Genomic DNA, 16,023 nt, shown 5'->3' with positions numbered 1-16,023 from the left:
TATATTTATGGGGAAGGGGGGAGATTTTTGGTACAAGCTAACCAAGCGCCTGTTACTGCTTCCGGAAAAATAAAACTTTCTTTTGCTGATATGATTAAGCATTTAGACAATAAAAAGGTTGGTTTTAACATCATTAGTAAGACGAAAGCCAGGAAGATGCTGGAGGAATCCAATTATTTTTATAAAATCACTGCATATAGAAAGAATTTCAGCAAAAATGCAAAGGGAGAATACATTAATTTAGAATTTGCATACTTATATGACTTAGCCACCATAGACATGCGACTGCGTTATATAGTTTTGCAAATGTGCCTTGATATCGAACATTCTGTTAAAACAAAAGTCCTGGCGGATATAACGAATGATCGCTCTGAAGATGGATATAAGATTGTAGATGATTTTCTTGCGCACGAGAGAAGAAAGCTAGATGATTATATGAATCCTATGAAAGACTCATCGCATTATAATAACGGTCTTTATACAAAGCATCATAAAAAATGTCCGGTATGGGTGCTGTTTGAAATTATTCCGTTCGGTGGGTTTGTTAAGTTTTTTGAGTTTTATTACGTATATAAAAATAAGCCCAAAAAATACGCTGATCTTTATGAGGTTCTGAAGTATGTCAAGAACGTTCGCAATTCAGCAGCCCATAACAGTCCGCTAATTTTGGACATAGTAGCTACTAACCAAATAACCGGACCCATTGCCCGTCCAGTCACTACCTTTGTTGGAAATATAAAGACTATTTCCAAAGATGTGAGGAGAAAAAGATTATCCAACAGAAAAATTCATGACATAACGGCTTTACTCTTTGTGTATGATAAGTATGTAACTAGTCAACCGATGAAGAAAGTCAGGTATGATGATGTCGATGGTTTATTGAAAAGGAGCACAAGATTAAAGGCCGAATATTCAAAACACTTTTCTCTTGTCTCAGTTTACAATTACTTCAAGAAAATAGTTGACTTTCTTAAAAGCACTGTGTAGTATTGACATAAGGAAAAAATCGATTCGCTCGGTTTGTACAGGTGAAGGACGTCTTCACCCTTAGTTTATTTTTTAAAAACGGCCGTCCACCAAATACTGTGGATGGCCGTTTTGTATTACTTAATTATAAACCGCCTACAAGAGAAGGTCTTTCATCAGTTTGCTAAACTGCTGGGAGGCCTTTTCTTCCATGTTAGCGGTCATGTGAGCATAAATGTTCATCGTCGTATTTATATCGGTGTGACCAAGACGTTGCTGAATCTCTTTTATACCTACCCCAGCTTCGATCAATAATGAAGTATGTGTATGTCTAAATGAATGAGGGGTAATGTTCTTTGTAATGCCTGCTTTTTTTAGGAGCCGCTTTAGCCTAGTTTCAATGACTTTCCTCAGCTGCGGCCGACCGTCATCGCGGGCAAAGATAAATCCTTCATCCTGGTAGATAGGTTTATTTTTCAGCTGAATTTCTTTTTGTCTAATCTTATGTTTTCTTAACAGTTTCACCAGAAAATCATCAATCCTAATTGTACGCACGGATCCTTTGGTTTTAGGGGTGAGGAGTTCGTATTGTTCAATGTTGTTATTTGGATTATACAGAGTCTTTGTTATCCTCAATGTCCCTTTTTTCTCATCAAAATCTGCCCATTTAAAGGCCAGTAGTTCACCTATTCGCACTCCGGAGTAGGATAGAGTGGTAAATACCTCTAAGTCCATTTCTAGGCCTTCTGTGGCAGATAATTTAAGAAATTGTGAAAGTTCCTCTTTCTCCAGGAAAGTAATGTCCTCTTCTTGATTCTCCAGTTCCTCAACTGTTAGTTGTTTCTTTGGCAACCTGAACCCTTCAGTTGGATTAACCTTTATGATTCCTAATTCAAAAGCATGGCCAAAAATCATTCTGCCGGTGGCCGCGATCCCATCCATGTAGTTTTGGCTGTACTTTTCGGATAAATCCAACATTCTTTCCTGGTACATCTTCTTTGTAATAAGGCCAATTTGATATAACCACCATACCTTAATAAAATGTTTCATTTCCTTTTCCCTAGCTCGCACGGTGCTTTTTTTTACTCCGCTGCGGCTATAAGTCTTTAGCCAGTCATGGGCAAACTGCCCAAAGGTAATCTTTGATTCCAATATCAGAGTACCATTTTCTTTTTCCAACTCAACAAGACGGGCAGCTGCTTGTGCATCTCTTTTTGTTTTGAATCCGCCTTTCGAAACTTCAATCCGTTTTTTAGTTAATGGGTTAATGCCAACATAAACATAGTAGGTCCAAGTTTTGCCGCGCTGTTTAAATTTGGCCATTGGTGACCTCCTTTCTTATTCTTCAATTTCAAGAATGGCTTCTATAACTTTGTTTATTTTGTCTAGTTCATTGCTGCTGAGGGCTCTGCCTTTGTAATGTAAAACGTTATTGCTGTTAAGTATGCTATATAGATCATCGGCATTTTGGCTGTCAACGTGTCCAGCCTCCGAACTTGTACCGAGCCAATCTTCATGCTCTTCCACAGTTAATGGTTTAGGCTCATCTATTCTATCCATTATGTACTTCCGTAAATCATCGACATTTAATGCCTCGCCTAATTTTTGCAATTCAGCTTCATTTTGTGGAAGGAATATCCCCGCTTCAGATAGCTCAATAGTAGACTGAAGTATCCCACTTTTTTCGCTCAACTCTTCCAAAGACAGTCCGGAAGATAAACGAAGAAACATCAAGTTATTACCGAAATCGTTTCTCCCCATTAAAAATTCTACGGGCACTTCTAAGACGACGGAAAGAGCATCAAGGGTTGAATCGCGAGGTTTGGCCTTCCCGTTCTCCCATCTGGAAATCATCCCTTTATTAATTTTAATCCCGTAAAGAAGCTCCAGATTATCAGCAAGGGTTTCAAGCGTATATTTCTTATACTGCCTAGCAACCTTCAATCTTTCTCCCGAAAAAAACATTCTTTGCTCCTCCTTTTTATATCTAAAATTATTTTACCCCTCAAGTTGCATTTTAACAAACATTTTTTAAAATTCTTTGTAAATGTTCTTTACAATGCAACAATTTAATAATATTATGAAAATATCATATAAAGTTGCATTTAATGCAACTATTGAAGGAGGAGAAGCACATGTTCGAATTAAAGCTTGATGAAAATGAGCTGCGGGCAATGTTTCAAATGGAGGTGCAAAAGAGGTTAGACAGGATGGAGCTTGATTCAATGTTGCTAGATTCCAAGAAGCTTTGCCAAATGCTTTCGTTGTCTTGGCCAACAATTGAAAAAACGTTTCTAAGCGATCCAAATTTCCCGAAGATGCGGGTAGGCACTAAATGGATGTTTAACCGAAATGAAGTCCAGGCTTACATTGATCGCTGGTCCGCTGATAAAAGGAAGAGAGCATAAAGTATTTGCCCAAAGGGGCTTTTCTTTTAGCGCTAACCGCGAAAAATGCTGTTGGAAGACGTCGAAAAACGACCGTTTAAAGGAGGTGATACGGTATGAATGATTACACTGATTTTCTGGTACATGTGGGCAATAAAGAAATCGAATTTCGACATCCTGCGCCGTCAGTTTACGAGTTTTTAAATCAGAGCCAGGAATTGATTTTCGACTATTACGGTACTCAATGCATTCGAAAGAGCGAGATTCGTTCCGTTCGATTAAGTCCTCTACCTTATGCGCTTTTATTTTTAGAAGCTAACGGGAGGCCGTTTAGCCATCAAACGGAATTATGGGATTGGGTGGCATTAGAAAAACAAAAAACCCTTCGTCGCTTTGAAGATTCGAAAGGCAACAAGGGCAAATAGAGAAAAAACCGCTTAATCCCTTTGAGGGGAGGTGAGAAGTAGTTGTGAGTAGTGTTACCGCTAGTATAGCAAGAAATATTGGGGCTTTCCAATTCGATAAACAAATAATGATATCAGCTGCCGGCAGCAGGAAGGCAGTACACTGGCCAGCGCAAGTCCTCTACTGGTCCGAACTGGTAAGGAAGCTCGAGACTGCTTTTAGAGGGGCCGAAACGTTACAAGCTTATCTACAGCTTCCGAAAACTCAGCAAGATGAATTAAAGGACGTAGGCGGGTTTGTCGCGGGTACTTTCGCTGGAAATCGCCGTAAAGCCAACAACGTCTTAGGCAGGGACGTCATCACGCTAGACCTTGATAATATCTATCCCGGAGGCACCCAGGACGTTTTAAAGAGAGTGGAGGGGTTAGGGTGCGCTTATGCTGTCTACAGCACCAGGAAGCACGAAGAGGCCCGGCCTCGCTTGAGAATATTGGTTCCTCTAAACAGAACTGTTTCAGCTGACGAATACGAGCCGCTTTCCCGAAAACTGGCATCTTTCATTGGCATGGAACTGGCTGATCCAACCACGTTCGAAGCCTCAAGGCTCATGTACTGGCCGTCCTGTTGCTCTGACAGTCAATATATCTTCCAATACGGAGATAAGCCGTTTCTTGACGTGGACGGACTCCTAGCTACATACAACGATTGGAGAAACATAAGTGAGTGGCCAGAGGTTCCAGGTGCACCTGAGAAGCAGATCAGGCTAGCAGCAAAGCAGGGAAACCCGGAAGAAAAGCCCGGTATCATTGGGGCGTTTTGCAGACAGTACGATATTCCCACAGCGATTGAGACGTTCCTTCCAGGGCTTTATACCGCTCTTAATGACGGCAGCGGCCGCTATACCTATGTCGGTGGTTCTACGGTGGGCGGGGCTGTGGTTTACGATAACGGCCAGTTCCTGTTTTCACATCATGCGACTGATCCCTGCAGCGGCCGATTGGTAAATGCGTTTGACCTTGTCAGAATCCATAAATTTGGCGAAATGGACAGCGAATCGAAGCCGGATACCCCGGTAAATAAGCTGCCTTCGTATGGAAGCATGGTAAAATTCGCCGCCGAGGATCCACGGGTAAACCGGGAAAGATTGAAAGACGAATTTAGCGAGCGGCCCGGTTTCGATGTAAAAAGTTCAAACTGGCTTGAAAAACTCGAGAGAAAACCAAATGGCAACGGATTTGTGGCCAGCGCCGAGAATGTCGAATTGATTCTGAAGAACGACCCCGCTCTTGTAGGGAAATTCGCTAGAGATGTATTCGGGGATAAGCCGCTTTTACTTGGCAGCGTACCCTGGCGCCAGATTAGGAAGCCGCGACGACTTGAGGATGACGACATTTCCGCCTTGCGTAATTTCCTTTCGAAGCATTACAGGATTGTGGGCCGTGCCGTCATCGATGACGCCCTTTCGGAAATACTTCTTTCATCCGAGTTCCATCCGGTGAAGGAATATCTGTCGAAGCTGCATTGGGATGGAATCCCCCGAGTCGAAACATTGCTGATTGATTATCTGGGAGCTGAAGACAATGAGCTCACAAGAGCAATGACCAGGCTTACATTGGTCGGTGCCGTGGCCAGGATTTATCGCCCGGGGTGCAAATTCGATTACGTATTAACTCTGATTGGTAAGCAAGGTATCGGAAAAAGTAGTTTGCTAGCTTTATTAGGCGGCGATTGGTATACGGATTCACTGGATGACGTCAGGGGGAAGGACGCCTACGGGCAGATCCAGGGAAGCTGGATTATCGAACTAGGAGAGCTGGCGGCGCTAAGGAAGGCTGACGTGGAGGCAATTAAACGGTTTGTAAGTGCCCAGGTCGATAAGTTCAGGCAACCTTACGCCAAGCTGGTAAAAGAGTATCCAAGACAATGCATCTTTATTGCATCCACGAATGATGATGAGCCTTTAAAGGACCAAACTGGGAACCGCCGCTTTTGGCCGGTAGCCGTTGGAGTTCATCCAGTCGATTTTGGTAGGAGAATCAATTTTCCAGGGGACCAGTTATGGGCTGAAGCTGTAACACTGTTTAAGAGAGGTGAGCCATTATTGCTGCCGGATCATCTTGAACAGAGGGCGAGGGAGCTTCAAAAGGCATATACCGAGGAAAGCTCATTGGCAGGTTACATTCGAGAATATTTGGACAAGCCTTGGGGCTATGACCTCTTACCAGGTGCCCAGGTTGGAATAAGAGACCGTGTCTGCGCGCTAGAAATATGGTGCGAAATGCTTGGCCAGCCGCAAGATAAATTTACCACGGCGAAGGCAAGGGAGATTAATTCAATTCTGAAAAACACTCCCGGTTGGAGAAGATATTCAGGGAATAACGGAAGAGCCCGGCACGGCAGGTATGGCCTTCAAACCGTATTCGAGCGAGAGAATAGAGTGGAACAGATGTATCATACCGAACAACAAACTGTTACAACCCACTGATACGGTGGGAATCCCGTCAAACAAGGCTTTAATCCCTCTGTATCAGATGTATCAGATGAATATATTAAAAGAGTATTTTAGCGGATTAGGCAGAAAGGGGAATTACCTACGCCGCCTAATCTGTCTAATTGGCAGTATATATAGAGAAGTATGTGTGACATCTGTTCATTTTACCCGGGAAAACCCCTTCAACCCTTGGTGCTATGGGGTTTTGGCTGTATCAGAACAAATGATATTTATCTGTTAAATTCTCGAATTAGGCAGAATTACGGAAGATTGCGGGGGATGACCATGGAGGGAGGTGAAAGGTTGCATGAAGTCCCAGGCTTTAGATACGACCTAACCATCCTGATGATGTACCAACACAATTCGATTAATGAAGAGATCGGGCTTTATGAACTTTCTCGCTATGTCTACGCCAGGAGCCGGCATCGGCGGCTAGTGGAGAATAAGGAAGAATACTTCGAGTCCTTATATGATGACATTGCTCCAACTATTACCCACGTCGATTACGCCACCGGGTTACTGTATACATCCAGTTCGAGAGCGGAGTCCACGGCACTACGGATAATCGAGGAGAAAGAAAGATACCTATCGTTAATCGAACGAGAGGACAGGAAGGCCCGTATGTTTGAGGAAGAGTTTAGCCAACTGACGGCAAAAGAACAGCTGGCGATTCGATTTAAATACTTTAAAAAGCATAGAAACATTAGGTTTTTTGCATCAGAACGCTTTAATTTAATCGTAAAAGCGGCAGAAAGCAAACTCTGTTTAGCAATTCAAGAAGAGATGATCAAGCGGATTACAGAGTCACAAAGGTATAAGCGATACCAGCTAGGACTGCAACTGCAAGAACAGTGAAAATCCCAAGCGCTTGGGAATTTGGCCGCCTTTGAGCCGAAGTTTTCAAGCTTAAGGGGTAGGGGGAGTCAAAAAAGTTTTTAACGAGCCCACCAACACCCCCTGTGCCCATTCGCGCGAATTTTTTTCGCAAAATGAAATTTTTCGGGCGTTTTCACTCCCAAAATACAAATTTTTTAAGGAGACTGAACAAAATGACAAAACAAACAATTGATACTAGAAGTATCATCAACTCACATTTTCGCGGTAAGGAATTACCAGGGGAGATTAGGAACCTGCTAACAACGGATGACAAGAATATTTTACTGCCCGAGGATTTGAGAAGCGATATCGAAAGAGCAAAAAAACACAACAAATCCATGAGCCAGTATGTTGATGTCATTTCGGTTTCTGCCCGTTCAGGGATCTATTCGACGGAGGACGAAGCAAACCATGAGGAGCTACACCTTATCGATTCAGATTTTGATGGACCAGAGATAAATGAACAGGCTTTAAAAATGAAAGGCGTCCGGTGGGAAATAGAAAAATACGGATCATTTACTCCGATTTCTGAAAGCCTGTACAGAGATACAGCATTTGATCTGTTAAAGTTCTTTGAAAATGCACACGCGGAAAAAGCAACAAAAACAGAAAACAAGCTGATTTTTAAGACTATCCGGACAAGCCTTACTCCTAAACAATTAGGAAGCGTGGTGGATTTGAAGACATCGTTAAATATGGATTTAAATCCTGCTTTGGAAAATGAAGTTTTAATCGTGACTAACCAGGACGGGCTAGAGCAGTTTAATCACCTAACAGCTGATGGGGATCCGGTTAAATACTTGCAAGTTGAAAACGAGGGGCCAAAACGGTTTTTCGATATTTATAGACTTGAAGTTTACTCGAATGATGACCTACCTTCGAAAGAAGGAAAAGCCCCATTTATTTATGGATCTTTTAAACGAACAGTAAAACTATTCTCTTATCCCGAAGTTAGAGTGCTCTTAGCAAAAAATCCTTTTGGGCTAGAAAGACCGTTCCATGTTTTTAGAGGGGTAGAGGAACTAGATGTGAAGATTATTCCAAAAACAACCCAGTTGATTTATGCCGAAATCCCTTTAAAAGGAGGCAATTAAATGGCCAGCCAACGGCGTAGAAACAAGCAAAAACTCAAAAAAGAAGCCCAGTTAAAGCTCGAAGAAAAAAAAGCGACGCTTAGCAAAGAGCTGGATGATTTGGAATTATGGCTCCAATCTTTCATAGATGAAAATACTCAAGCTGAGGAAGCCCAAGCTGAGGAAGTTCGAGAAGAGTAAGGCTTATTTTGTCGACATATATGGGGGGTAACGAGTGGTGGACTTGCCAGCATTTCGATGTTATCAGTGTGAAAAATTTCTGGCACGGGTTAGGGGAACGGCCGTTATCAAATGTCCGAGATGCAGATCCTACAATGCAATCTCTAACAATAGGACTGTCCAGCAGGAGACAATGATAAACGATTTAGGTTTAACAGATGGCGTTTATACATCCTCGCTTATCGGTACATTTGAAATTGAAAACGGCAGGCTCAAAAATCCGGATGGAAAGAAATGCAGGAGATAGATAAAGGCAGGTGAAAATGATGGGTAAACTTTCAAAGCAAGACCTTCATACCTTCTTAAATTGCACAAGAGCATTCAAAGCAATGGTGGAAAATAGAACGTCTTCAAATGGCTCTGATGATGAAATTGAGGCTTTTAAAAACCATGTCCGAATAGTAAATACTGTTCATGTACCAACTTTGTTGAAGGTAGCGGCTCGAAAATCACTATAGCAATCTCCCTTTGGAGAGGCAGCTGGTAGCCATCTCGCCTCTCTAAAGGCAAAAAGGAGATGATGAAAAAAATATGACACAACTATTCCATAGAACACCCAAAATATTAGTAAATCGAATATTAAAACAAGGTCTTACTTACAGAGGACGAATTTTTTCTTTATTCAATCACGAAGAGACCATAATGGCTAATCGAGTAATTGATAAATATCGACCAAACCATATTAATTTAAAGAGAAGTAAATGTGTGTTTTTCACATTTAAAAGGGATTTTATCAATATGGGATGGTTAGAACCTGATCCTGTTCCTTTTTCTGGTTTGTTCGTCGATTCTGATTGCTTGGATCAAAGTAAACTTTGGGTTTTTTCGCTTAACCTTAGTACGGTTATAACACAACTAAAACAGTGTGACGTAAAAGACGAAGACCTAAAAGGATTTGCAGAATCTTATTGGAATACCAGGTTTCCTTTTGAATACTATGTCCAGAATTATAAAGCAATTGAAGAACGATGGTTAAAGGCGTTTGAAAAATACTCCAATACAATAAACCCTAATTATTATCCAGAGGTTCTTTATTTTGGAGAAGTACCAGGACAATATCTACAACTTTTCTCTCCAGATTCATAACTTTGGTGGAGCTTATTTATTAATAAAAAAAGGGGAAGCCGAGTAATCGACTCCCCTTTAGCTTGTTTTCAATTTTAATGTCACTGGCTTAACGTCAATCTTCTTTTTAGGCTGAGTATACAGGCTGACGAGCTGCTCAATATTTTGTACTTGAATAAACCGGACATATGCGCTCTCAATGTTATACCTGGTGTCTGTGATGACCACTACAGGCGGAAAAATCTTCTTGTCTGCTGATTGCCAGGACTCATCCTCCCATTTTCTGCTTAAATAGTACGCCTCATATCTGGTCACTTTCTCATTCATGATTTTTTCAGAGTATATTGAGCGCTGAATCTCCACGAAGAACGGCGCGCGCTTCCAGATCATAAAGGCATCAGGCTCCATGAATCCCTTCCCGTATTTAGGCTCTACTAGGAAGGATTTCGGAGTCTCGTATTTCAGTAAGTCTTTGTATATCTCCACAATCTTTAAGAAATGCGGTATTTTTGCTGAATCCTTCTTAATGCCAGCTGGGGAAGGGAAGTAAAGGTAAGGCAGGCGATCCCTATTCACCTCGATATGGCCATCCCTCCTAAGCCGTTTTAAAACAGTATTGCAGCATGTAACCGGCTGTTTTAGGCCCGGAAAGTGAAGGTCAATAATGTCGTCACGTGTCATGCAACGGAATCGTTCTAGATCCTTAATGATGGCCAGGTCTCTTTTCTTCATTCATCCAACACCCCAAACACATTTTCTTCAACTTCCTTCAAATCAATTACAGAAGCATCAGAATGCTTCATTTTCGATTTTTTAGGATTCGCGCACCTGTACTCCTTTAAAAGTTTCTTCGCTTCATTCGTGCCTAAATATGGAGCCTGAATTTCTTTTAAATCGGAATATGCAGGGAGCTTTAGAAACATTCGGCCTGGTTCCTTCAATTTTTCGCTTCCAGGAGTGCCGATGATTCTTGAATTAATTAAATCGGCGCATTTGAAGCCCATACGGACAGTCAGGTTGTTCTTTAACTTGCCGTCCAGTACCTTCCTATCTGGTCGTTGCATCGAAAGAATTAGGAACACTCCAAGGGCCCTTCCGATTGCACTAATTTCCTCGACAAGCTCCATAATGGCATTTTCTTTTTGCAATAAGGCCACCTCATCAATACATAGGACGATATAAGGCGGCCGCAACGCTGGCGGCAAGTCGTCAATATGAATTTCCTCGTGCTGATCCAACAGATCGCCCCGCTCTTGCATTTGTTTTTGAATGTGGTTCAGCATGGGTTCCATTTCTTTTGGAGTAACGAACAGCCCGCGAACGTGTTCTATGTGCCTGAAAATATGGAATTCTGAGCGTTTTAAATCGCAAAGGTATAGTTCTAGTCGTTTAGGCGATAACGCTTGAATTATGGTGCTTAGAACGCTTCTCAGTTGAGTAGACTTTCCGGAACCTGTTTCGCCGGCAATCAGGATATGCGGATATTTAACTAGGTCGAACGTTATCCAATCGCCGTTTAAGTCCATCCCGGCCACGATGGGCAACCTCATAAATTCTATGAGTGAATCGAAGGTTTCGAAGTTATAGGTTAATTCGGAAGGTAAGGAATGCGAGAAAACTTTTAGGACAAAGGTTTTTACTTCACCTTCGAGCGAAATAGAGGTTCCGAATACTTGTTGAAAGGCAAAAAAGTTTTTCTTTAGAATTTGCGGATCCAGTCCGCTCGGAAGCGAGAAAACATATTCTTCGGAATGTGTAGTGAGATCTAATTTGTGGATTTTGGGGAATATTTTGCGATTATCGGTTCCTACGGTCTTGTAAACGCCGGCATATCGGAAGGCCTTGATGAGTTTATGCCGTGCCTTCAGTTTTACCCAATAGTTCATGGCAGCCACCTCAGCATTGGATTGAATTCCAGAAAATATATTCCTGCTGCAAAACCGGCAATCGGGAGCGCGATTTTTACAACCGTTCCGAGCCAATGATATCCCAACGAATCAGCTAGAGAATCCGTTAATGCCGTGACTAGAATCCCGCCAGCTGCGATTAACAAAGGTGCCTCAAACATTTAAATTCCTCCTTTTTTTTGGTCACAGGCGACAACTTGGCAAATCTCCAACCCCCTAGTTTTAGGTGGCGTAAAAGCCGGTTGAAGTCCGGATTTTCAAATAGCCTCGAACCCATGCTGGGACTGGTTTGGACTTGTCGCATGGGGCGACAGGTTGCATGCGACAGGTTAAGTTGTCGCCTATACCCCAGTTTAGGGGGGTTCTTATAACAAAAATTTTCTTTTTTTATCAAAGGTGAATCCGTTTTTTTGTCGAATTTCTCAATAAAAGGGAGGTATTAGAATGAAATATAAATATTTTGTTTTAAATGTTACTTTTCGTGATGATGAGACTGAAGAGTATTATTTAAAAGGTAAATCAATGGAATACATGGAAGAACGGATTCGGTGCTATTCCGAAGGCGGGATATCTACAAGTAGGTGGACTATTGCAACAAAGAATGCTGTTTCTTGTTTTCTAAGAGAAGTAGATCCAGCTGCTGTTGAGTTCCCGGAATTATCTAAAAGGGATTTCGTGTCTATAAACGAACATAGGAGCTTTTGAAATGTTTTTACTTAATTTCTATATCAAGGACTTTTGCACAAAAATGTTCGAAAGTCCCTCTTTTTCAATTCCCTGCCCATTGTTTGTGTAATTAATTTATAACTTTTTCTTATTTGTTTTTTATTAATAAATAATCAAAACTTATCAATTAATTTTTTTTAAAGATTTCGCTAAAGTAGGTTTCTAAGAATTCCTCCATTTTAGATGCTATGAATAACCACTTTTCACCGCGTTTTTCGGGGTAATAAACAAAACCGCCGTTTTCTAGATCTAGAATCTTTTTGTAGCGTGGCTGGAGTAGGATGTTTTCTTTCAGCCAGTCATCGCTGTATCCTGTGGCCTGCTCGAGATCACGCATTTCCCACCAAACTTTTTTCATTGTGATTAATCTCCCCCTTTTTTTGTTTTTCGGCCTGCAGGAATATTGTTGGCTTAATGGATACAATTCAGACATTTAATTTTCTGAATTTTCTAAATCCCCCTCACACTCCCCCTTCAGGCCTTCCGGCTCCGCCTCCTTCTAAACAGATTTTTAATTTCTTTAAATTTGTGGAGATTAAGCTTAATTACTTTGATAAAGATACTTTGATTAATACCTTAATTAAAATCAAATCACTTATTTTACTATTAACGTGACAGCTGCCTAAAACGGAACCTTGGTAGATACTATTCAGCACTGGTTGTCCAAGTTGACTAATTTTTTATGCAAATTGGGTATTTTTTTGAGGCTATTTGGACAGGATGGGTTGATACCCGGGGGAATAACAAATCAGGAGCGATTTTTATGTTTGGATTAGGGAAAAAACGGACTAAATTAGGCAAATGGTTGGATAGAAGAGGAATCACTCAATCATGGCTGGCCAAAAAGTCAGGGGTGAACCGAAATACGATAAATGCCCTGGCCGCCGATAAGGATCGCGCGCCGAATAGCCGGACCATGGCCAAGATACTAAAGGCTTTAAGAGAAGTTGATCCAGGAGTAAAATCGGATGATTTTTGGAGCATGTAAAAAGGGCGGCCGATTGGCTGCCCTACTGTCTTAATCTAACCTATCTCTTACCAGAGCAATAAGTTCCACATCGACAGCTACCTTATAACCGGCGATAACCGGACGATAGCAATCTAAACCTTCTTTCAAACCTTCTTCAGTGACAAATAATCGCTTTGTGGCATGGTTAAATTCATTTACACGTTCTATAACAAATTCGCCATTTTCTTTATAAACATGTAAAGTTTTCATCAGGTGTCCAACTCCTTTATAGGTTGTACCTATAATCCCGGAATGATAATATAAAGGGAAGATAATCAGCGGATGGTTATCGATTCCGCCGCCCCGTTCTCAGCGAGGCGGTATTTCTTTGTCGCTTTTGATACGATTTGCAATAAGGATTTAATTGTTTCTTCAGAAAGAATAGGTGTTGGGTCGGGGGCAGCAATTAAGGAATCAATCCAGGACCGCACTTCTTCATAGGTGTCAGGCATCCTTCTATGCTCCCTGATGAAAGCTTCGGTATTGTTGATTCGTGCTCGTCGGTTCCATTCATCAGCTGGAATATCCATCAGCGTGAAAACTGGTAAAACGGCTTCCTGCTCTTCGAAATAGGCATACCCTTCAAAGTCCACATTCTGAAGCTCCTGCAGCTGTTTAAGCATTCTGATCCCCGCCTTCTCTCATGTTTTTTAAAACTTCCTCCATGAAAACTATGCAAGAATCAAAGCCAGTCTGAAATCCTTTTTGATATGCTTTTGAAAGCTCGGCATTGTCCTTTAACTTTTTACTGATGGTTTGCCAAACTAGGTAATTCATCATTGCACCAGGCGATTCCTCGCCTATCTCCATAGCGAATTTGGCTTGTTGCGGAGTTAAAACCTTACCCATTATAAATCCTCCTCTGGACACCCTTTACACGGGTTGTTTTCAATTCTTTTTTTACAAACTATTAAAGCTTTAATAAGTATTTCGACTTCAGCAAGGGGAAGGTCTACAGATTGTGCTTCCTCGTGATGTCCGCCACGATCGTTAATTTCAATGAAAACTGATTCCCTATCGCCACCTACTAAAAGGTACATATGGCCAAGTGTGAATGTTATTTCGCTGGAGTTCTCATTAGGCATTTTATCACCTCATCCGTTTGATATATTCATCATATAACTAAATATTCGTTTTGTAAAGTTAATTTATCATTTTTTGTTTAATATTTCGTTTTATAATGATATTATAGTTTTGAGGAGGGGTACCGTGAGGATTATTGATTTGAACGAAATCAGTATTAAGTCGGCTATTAGACTAATGATGGAAGGAACATCATACAAACAGTTTCAGGAAATTGCTAAGGAATTAAAAATTCCAAGGAGTACTTTCCAGTCGCAGCTGGATAACAATTCTTTAAGAGTGAGGGACCTGGTTAAGGTTGCTGATTTGCTAGGATACCAATTAAAACTAGATAAAAAAGAAGATGAGGTCAGGGAATAAATAACCTGGCTTCTTTTTGTGAACATATTGTAAGAAAACGAAAAAGACCATCTCCGGAGAAATGGTCTAAATTGCTAGTTTACTAGTATGTATAAAAATCTAAAGAACACCAGCTAGTTTTACTTGTAGCGCCGCCATCATTTTCTTTTGATCTGTTGTAAGCTCACCGATAGGGCCCTCCAAGTCTATTTTAAGAAAAGGTTGGGCAGTCCCCAGTCTAATAAGCGTTTTTTTATTAATATAATTCCCTGTAGCTGGTTCAATTTCTAAATCCGTATCCCGTTTCATGTTAATTTGAGAGGAACAAGGAGCCGCATTCAAAGTCCATATATTTTTGTCATAATTTGAATTGCAATGTTGGGTTATAACCAACAATCTTTTCCAGTGGTAAGTTCTTTGAACAATTTGGCTTTCAGGGAAATCTACAAGACTGTCCTTGATCCTGTAGATTTCCCCATATTTAAATTCGCGCTCGTCCCGTGCATCTATGCCTCTTCTATTACCTGACATACCTTTTCTACCCTCTCCCTGAAAATAGAAAGTTCATTCATTTCCTCAATGACTGTTTTGTTGTAGTCCTCATCAGATCCACGGTTCTCCATATCGAGTGTGCCGGCAATTTTCCGAATCTCTTCAAAGTTGAAAAGCGGTTTAGGGCCTTGTGGATCCTTAATTCTAGACATATTAAGTACCCTCCCAATTTGTTTTGAACCAGAATCCTCTACTTGCAATATTTCGAGCATTGGCTCAGTATTATATGCAAAACCGAGAAAACTGTTCAGGTCCTTATATGACAGCTTTTCCACAATTTCATCAGCAATACACTTCGCGACAGGATTTATTTTATTTTCCAGTTCTGGATCTTCCTTCAGCAAATAAAACTCAAAGCCTCGACCGCCACCGCCTGAGTAGATGTAAGGGTTTTCATAAATCAAGCCCATTTCGCACAAGCTTGATTTTGCATCGTAAAAGGTAGCATTAAAGGGCCCATTTTTATCGCGCTTGTATTCCATTCCACTATATGTTTCACCAAAAGACTTATACCATTCACAATCGAGTAAATAAATCGCCTTGATTAGACTGGTTCTTCCGAGCTTTTGGGGAAATTCTTTTATAAAGTAATACATCATTTGCTCGAGTTTTTCCATTTTAAACACCACCTTTTGCTCCCTGAACCTTTAACATGTTAAGGCAGGCTCCGTCTATCAAGGATAGCAAACTAATCCTCATTTTTACAGGGAAAAATTTCTACAATTTTCGCCAAAGATTTTGTCCTCCTATTTGTCCTCCTCTTGTTTACAATCTATTGGTTTCTATTTAAACTAAAAACCGACAAAAGCTGATATATAACTTTTTTCTTCGCTGTATTTCTTCCTATTATATGGGCTGTTAAATGGGCGGCATGATGTAATCATGTCCCCTAAAACCCAGTAAT

The 16,023-nt window shown here is 41.0% G+C and carries 24 protein-coding genes; 12 read left to right on the top strand and 12 right to left on the bottom strand.

The genetic code is table 11. The features are described 5' to 3' along the window. Nucleotides 1–27: 27 nt before the first annotated feature. Nucleotides 28–987 carry an Abi family protein gene (locus D1B31_RS22140; RefSeq protein ID WP_158587653.1) on the top strand — a complete coding sequence of 320 codons (960 nt, stop codon included), beginning with the start codon at nt 28–30 and terminating at the stop codon, nt 985–987. A gap of 135 nt (nt 988–1,122) precedes the next feature. Here D1B31_RS22140 and D1B31_RS22135 read toward each other — a convergent pair whose 3' ends face one another. Both D1B31_RS22135 and D1B31_RS22130 read right to left on the bottom strand, forming a co-directional pair. Further along, nucleotides 1,123–2,289, bottom strand: a complete 1,167-nt coding sequence (locus D1B31_RS22135) for a site-specific integrase (protein WP_118924588.1) — start codon at nt 2,287–2,289, stop codon at nt 1,123–1,125. Nucleotides 2,290–2,304: 15 nt separating this feature from the next. Then, complete coding sequence (locus tag D1B31_RS22130; RefSeq protein WP_118924586.1) at nt 2,305–2,931, bottom strand: helix-turn-helix domain-containing protein; 627 nt, start codon at nt 2,929–2,931, stop codon at nt 2,305–2,307. Between the two features lie 170 nt (nt 2,932–3,101). On the opposite strand from D1B31_RS22130, the gene D1B31_RS22125 reads away from it, so the two are divergent. From D1B31_RS22125 to D1B31_RS22090, 8 genes are all read left to right on the top strand, one after another. Beyond that, entirely contained in the window at nt 3,102–3,374 is a 273-nt protein-coding gene (locus D1B31_RS22125) for a MerR family transcriptional regulator (RefSeq protein ID WP_118924584.1), read from the top strand. A 95-nt stretch (nt 3,375–3,469) separates the two neighbouring features. After that, complete coding sequence (locus D1B31_RS22120; protein ID WP_118924582.1) at nt 3,470–3,778, top strand: hypothetical protein; 309 nt, start codon at nt 3,470–3,472, stop codon at nt 3,776–3,778. A gap of 44 nt (nt 3,779–3,822) precedes the next feature. Further along, nucleotides 3,823–6,243 (top strand): virulence-associated E family protein, encoded by a 2,421-nt coding sequence (locus D1B31_RS22115; protein ID WP_204563060.1) that lies wholly within the window; start codon nt 3,823–3,825, stop codon nt 6,241–6,243. Nucleotides 6,244–6,552: 309 nt separating this feature from the next. Beyond that, on the top strand, nt 6,553–7,104 hold the full coding sequence (locus D1B31_RS22110) for a hypothetical protein (protein WP_142922618.1): 552 nt from the start codon (nt 6,553–6,555) through the stop codon (nt 7,102–7,104). 194 nt (nt 7,105–7,298) lie between these two features. Then, nucleotides 7,299–8,219: a phage major capsid protein gene (locus tag D1B31_RS22105; protein ID WP_158587652.1), complete on the top strand. Its 921-nt coding sequence runs from the start codon at nt 7,299–7,301 to the stop codon at nt 8,217–8,219. Then, entirely contained in the window at nt 8,220–8,399 is a 180-nt protein-coding gene (locus D1B31_RS22100; protein ID WP_118924576.1) for a hypothetical protein, read from the top strand. It abuts the gene before it with no gap. Nucleotides 8,400–8,701: 302 nt separating this feature from the next. Beyond that, on the top strand, nt 8,702–8,896 hold the full coding sequence (locus D1B31_RS22095; protein ID WP_142922616.1) for a hypothetical protein: 195 nt from the start codon (nt 8,702–8,704) through the stop codon (nt 8,894–8,896). 184 nt (nt 8,897–9,080) lie between these two features. Next, nucleotides 9,081–9,524, top strand: a complete 444-nt coding sequence (locus D1B31_RS22090; RefSeq protein WP_142922615.1) for a hypothetical protein — start codon at nt 9,081–9,083, stop codon at nt 9,522–9,524. Between the two features lie 57 nt (nt 9,525–9,581). On the opposite strand, the gene D1B31_RS22085 is transcribed toward D1B31_RS22090, so the two are convergent. The 3 genes from D1B31_RS22085 to D1B31_RS22075 are packed head-to-tail and all read right to left on the bottom strand — an operon-like array spanning nt 9,582 to nt 11,571. Then, nucleotides 9,582–10,235 (bottom strand): replication-relaxation family protein, encoded by a 654-nt coding sequence (locus D1B31_RS22085; RefSeq protein WP_118924570.1) that lies wholly within the window; start codon nt 10,233–10,235, stop codon nt 9,582–9,584. Beyond that, nucleotides 10,232–11,389 carry an FtsK/SpoIIIE domain-containing protein gene (locus D1B31_RS22080; protein WP_118924568.1) on the bottom strand — a complete coding sequence of 386 codons (1,158 nt, stop codon included), beginning with the start codon at nt 11,387–11,389 and terminating at the stop codon, nt 10,232–10,234. The genes D1B31_RS22085 and D1B31_RS22080 overlap by 4 nt, the downstream gene beginning before the upstream one ends. Then, the gene (locus tag D1B31_RS22075; protein ID WP_118924566.1) at nt 11,386–11,571 is read right to left on the bottom strand and encodes a hypothetical protein; all 186 of its coding nucleotides are present in this window, start codon (nt 11,569–11,571) and stop codon (nt 11,386–11,388) included. The genes D1B31_RS22080 and D1B31_RS22075 overlap by 4 nt, the downstream gene beginning before the upstream one ends. A gap of 283 nt (nt 11,572–11,854) precedes the next feature. Between D1B31_RS22075 and D1B31_RS22070 the strand changes: the two genes are divergently transcribed. Then, a complete protein-coding gene (locus D1B31_RS22070) occupies nt 11,855–12,115 on the top strand; it encodes a hypothetical protein (RefSeq protein WP_118924564.1) in 261 nt (86 codons plus the stop codon). A 148-nt stretch (nt 12,116–12,263) separates the two neighbouring features. Here D1B31_RS22070 and D1B31_RS22065 read toward each other — a convergent pair whose 3' ends face one another. Then, nucleotides 12,264–12,494, bottom strand: a complete 231-nt coding sequence (locus D1B31_RS22065) for a DUF771 domain-containing protein (RefSeq protein ID WP_118924615.1) — start codon at nt 12,492–12,494, stop codon at nt 12,264–12,266. Between the two features lie 405 nt (nt 12,495–12,899). On the opposite strand from D1B31_RS22065, the gene D1B31_RS22060 reads away from it, so the two are divergent. Beyond that, nucleotides 12,900–13,124, top strand: coding sequence for a helix-turn-helix domain-containing protein (locus D1B31_RS22060; protein WP_118924562.1), 225 nt, complete (start codon nt 12,900–12,902; stop codon nt 13,122–13,124). A gap of 30 nt (nt 13,125–13,154) precedes the next feature. Here D1B31_RS22060 and D1B31_RS22055 read toward each other — a convergent pair whose 3' ends face one another. The 4 genes from D1B31_RS22055 to D1B31_RS22040 all read right to left on the bottom strand — a co-directional run bounded on the left by D1B31_RS22055 (nt 13,155) and on the right by D1B31_RS22040 (nt 14,230). Then, nucleotides 13,155–13,355: a hypothetical protein gene (locus D1B31_RS22055; RefSeq protein ID WP_118924560.1), complete on the bottom strand. Its 201-nt coding sequence runs from the start codon at nt 13,353–13,355 to the stop codon at nt 13,155–13,157. A 65-nt stretch (nt 13,356–13,420) separates the two neighbouring features. Next, nucleotides 13,421–13,768 (bottom strand): hypothetical protein, encoded by a 348-nt coding sequence (locus D1B31_RS22050; protein WP_118924558.1) that lies wholly within the window; start codon nt 13,766–13,768, stop codon nt 13,421–13,423. After that, entirely contained in the window at nt 13,761–13,994 is a 234-nt protein-coding gene (locus tag D1B31_RS22045; RefSeq protein WP_118924556.1) for a hypothetical protein, read from the bottom strand. Before D1B31_RS22045 ends, D1B31_RS22050 begins: the two co-directional genes overlap by 8 nt. Beyond that, nucleotides 13,994–14,230: a hypothetical protein gene (locus D1B31_RS22040; RefSeq protein WP_118924554.1), complete on the bottom strand. Its 237-nt coding sequence runs from the start codon at nt 14,228–14,230 to the stop codon at nt 13,994–13,996. Before D1B31_RS22040 ends, D1B31_RS22045 begins: the two co-directional genes overlap by 1 nt. A 124-nt stretch (nt 14,231–14,354) precedes the next feature. Between D1B31_RS22040 and D1B31_RS22035 the strand changes: the two genes are divergently transcribed. Beyond that, the gene (locus tag D1B31_RS22035; protein WP_118924552.1) at nt 14,355–14,588 is read left to right on the top strand and encodes a hypothetical protein; all 234 of its coding nucleotides are present in this window, start codon (nt 14,355–14,357) and stop codon (nt 14,586–14,588) included. Nucleotides 14,589–14,687: 99 nt separating this feature from the next. Here the strand turns inward: D1B31_RS22035 and D1B31_RS22030 are convergent, their stop codons facing one another. Both D1B31_RS22030 and D1B31_RS22025 read right to left on the bottom strand, forming a co-directional pair. Continuing rightward, entirely contained in the window at nt 14,688–15,098 is a 411-nt protein-coding gene (locus D1B31_RS22030) for a hydrogenase (protein WP_118924550.1), read from the bottom strand. Further along, nucleotides 15,074–15,736 (bottom strand): hypothetical protein, encoded by a 663-nt coding sequence (locus D1B31_RS22025; RefSeq protein ID WP_118924548.1) that lies wholly within the window; start codon nt 15,734–15,736, stop codon nt 15,074–15,076. The genes D1B31_RS22030 and D1B31_RS22025 overlap by 25 nt, the downstream gene beginning before the upstream one ends. Between the last annotated feature and the right edge of the window lie 287 nt (nt 15,737–16,023).

Source organism: Neobacillus notoginsengisoli (assembly GCF_003515685.1).
GTDB lineage: Bacteria > Bacillota > Bacilli > Bacillales > Cytobacillaceae > Bacillus_D > Bacillus_D notoginsengisoli.
This window is presented reverse-complemented; position numbering and strand designations above follow the sequence as displayed.

Bases quoted from the DNA above. Each gene is read 5' to 3' on its own strand.
- D1B31_RS22105 (WP_158587652.1), top strand. From the start codon at position 7,299: ATGACAAAACAAACAATTGATACTAGAAGTATCATCAACTCACATTTT.
- D1B31_RS22025 (WP_118924548.1), bottom strand. From the start codon at position 15,736: ATGGAAAAACTCGAGCAAATGATGTATTACTTTATAAAAGAATTTCCC.
- D1B31_RS22130 (WP_118924586.1), bottom strand. From the start codon at position 2,931: ATGTTTTTTTCGGGAGAAAGATTGAAGGTTGCTAGGCAGTATAAGAAA.
- D1B31_RS22040 (WP_118924554.1), bottom strand. From the start codon at position 14,230: ATGCCTAATGAGAACTCCAGCGAAATAACATTCACACTTGGCCATATG.
- D1B31_RS22100 (WP_118924576.1), top strand. From the start codon at position 8,220: ATGGCCAGCCAACGGCGTAGAAACAAGCAAAAACTCAAAAAAGAAGCC.
- D1B31_RS22075 (WP_118924566.1), bottom strand. From the start codon at position 11,571: ATGTTTGAGGCACCTTTGTTAATCGCAGCTGGCGGGATTCTAGTCACG.
- D1B31_RS22070 (WP_118924564.1), top strand. From the start codon at position 11,855: ATGAAATATAAATATTTTGTTTTAAATGTTACTTTTCGTGATGATGAG.
- D1B31_RS22090 (WP_142922615.1), top strand. From the start codon at position 9,081: ATGGCTAATCGAGTAATTGATAAATATCGACCAAACCATATTAATTTA.
- D1B31_RS22125 (WP_118924584.1), top strand. From the start codon at position 3,102: ATGTTCGAATTAAAGCTTGATGAAAATGAGCTGCGGGCAATGTTTCAA.
- D1B31_RS22055 (WP_118924560.1), bottom strand. From the start codon at position 13,355: ATGAAAACTTTACATGTTTATAAAGAAAATGGCGAATTTGTTATAGAA.
- D1B31_RS22050 (WP_118924558.1), bottom strand. From the start codon at position 13,768: ATGCTTAAACAGCTGCAGGAGCTTCAGAATGTGGACTTTGAAGGGTAT.
- D1B31_RS22085 (WP_118924570.1), bottom strand. From the start codon at position 10,235: ATGAAGAAAAGAGACCTGGCCATCATTAAGGATCTAGAACGATTCCGT.
- D1B31_RS22030 (WP_118924550.1), bottom strand. From the start codon at position 15,098: ATGTCAGGTAATAGAAGAGGCATAGATGCACGGGACGAGCGCGAATTT.
- D1B31_RS22065 (WP_118924615.1), bottom strand. From the start codon at position 12,494: ATGAAAAAAGTTTGGTGGGAAATGCGTGATCTCGAGCAGGCCACAGGA.
- D1B31_RS22045 (WP_118924556.1), bottom strand. From the start codon at position 13,994: ATGGGTAAGGTTTTAACTCCGCAACAAGCCAAATTCGCTATGGAGATA.
- D1B31_RS22060 (WP_118924562.1), top strand. From the start codon at position 12,900: ATGTTTGGATTAGGGAAAAAACGGACTAAATTAGGCAAATGGTTGGAT.
- D1B31_RS22120 (WP_118924582.1), top strand. From the start codon at position 3,470: ATGAATGATTACACTGATTTTCTGGTACATGTGGGCAATAAAGAAATC.
- D1B31_RS22080 (WP_118924568.1), bottom strand. From the start codon at position 11,389: ATGAACTATTGGGTAAAACTGAAGGCACGGCATAAACTCATCAAGGCC.
- D1B31_RS22095 (WP_142922616.1), top strand. From the start codon at position 8,702: ATGATGGGTAAACTTTCAAAGCAAGACCTTCATACCTTCTTAAATTGC.
- D1B31_RS22135 (WP_118924588.1), bottom strand. From the start codon at position 2,289: ATGGCCAAATTTAAACAGCGCGGCAAAACTTGGACCTACTATGTTTAT.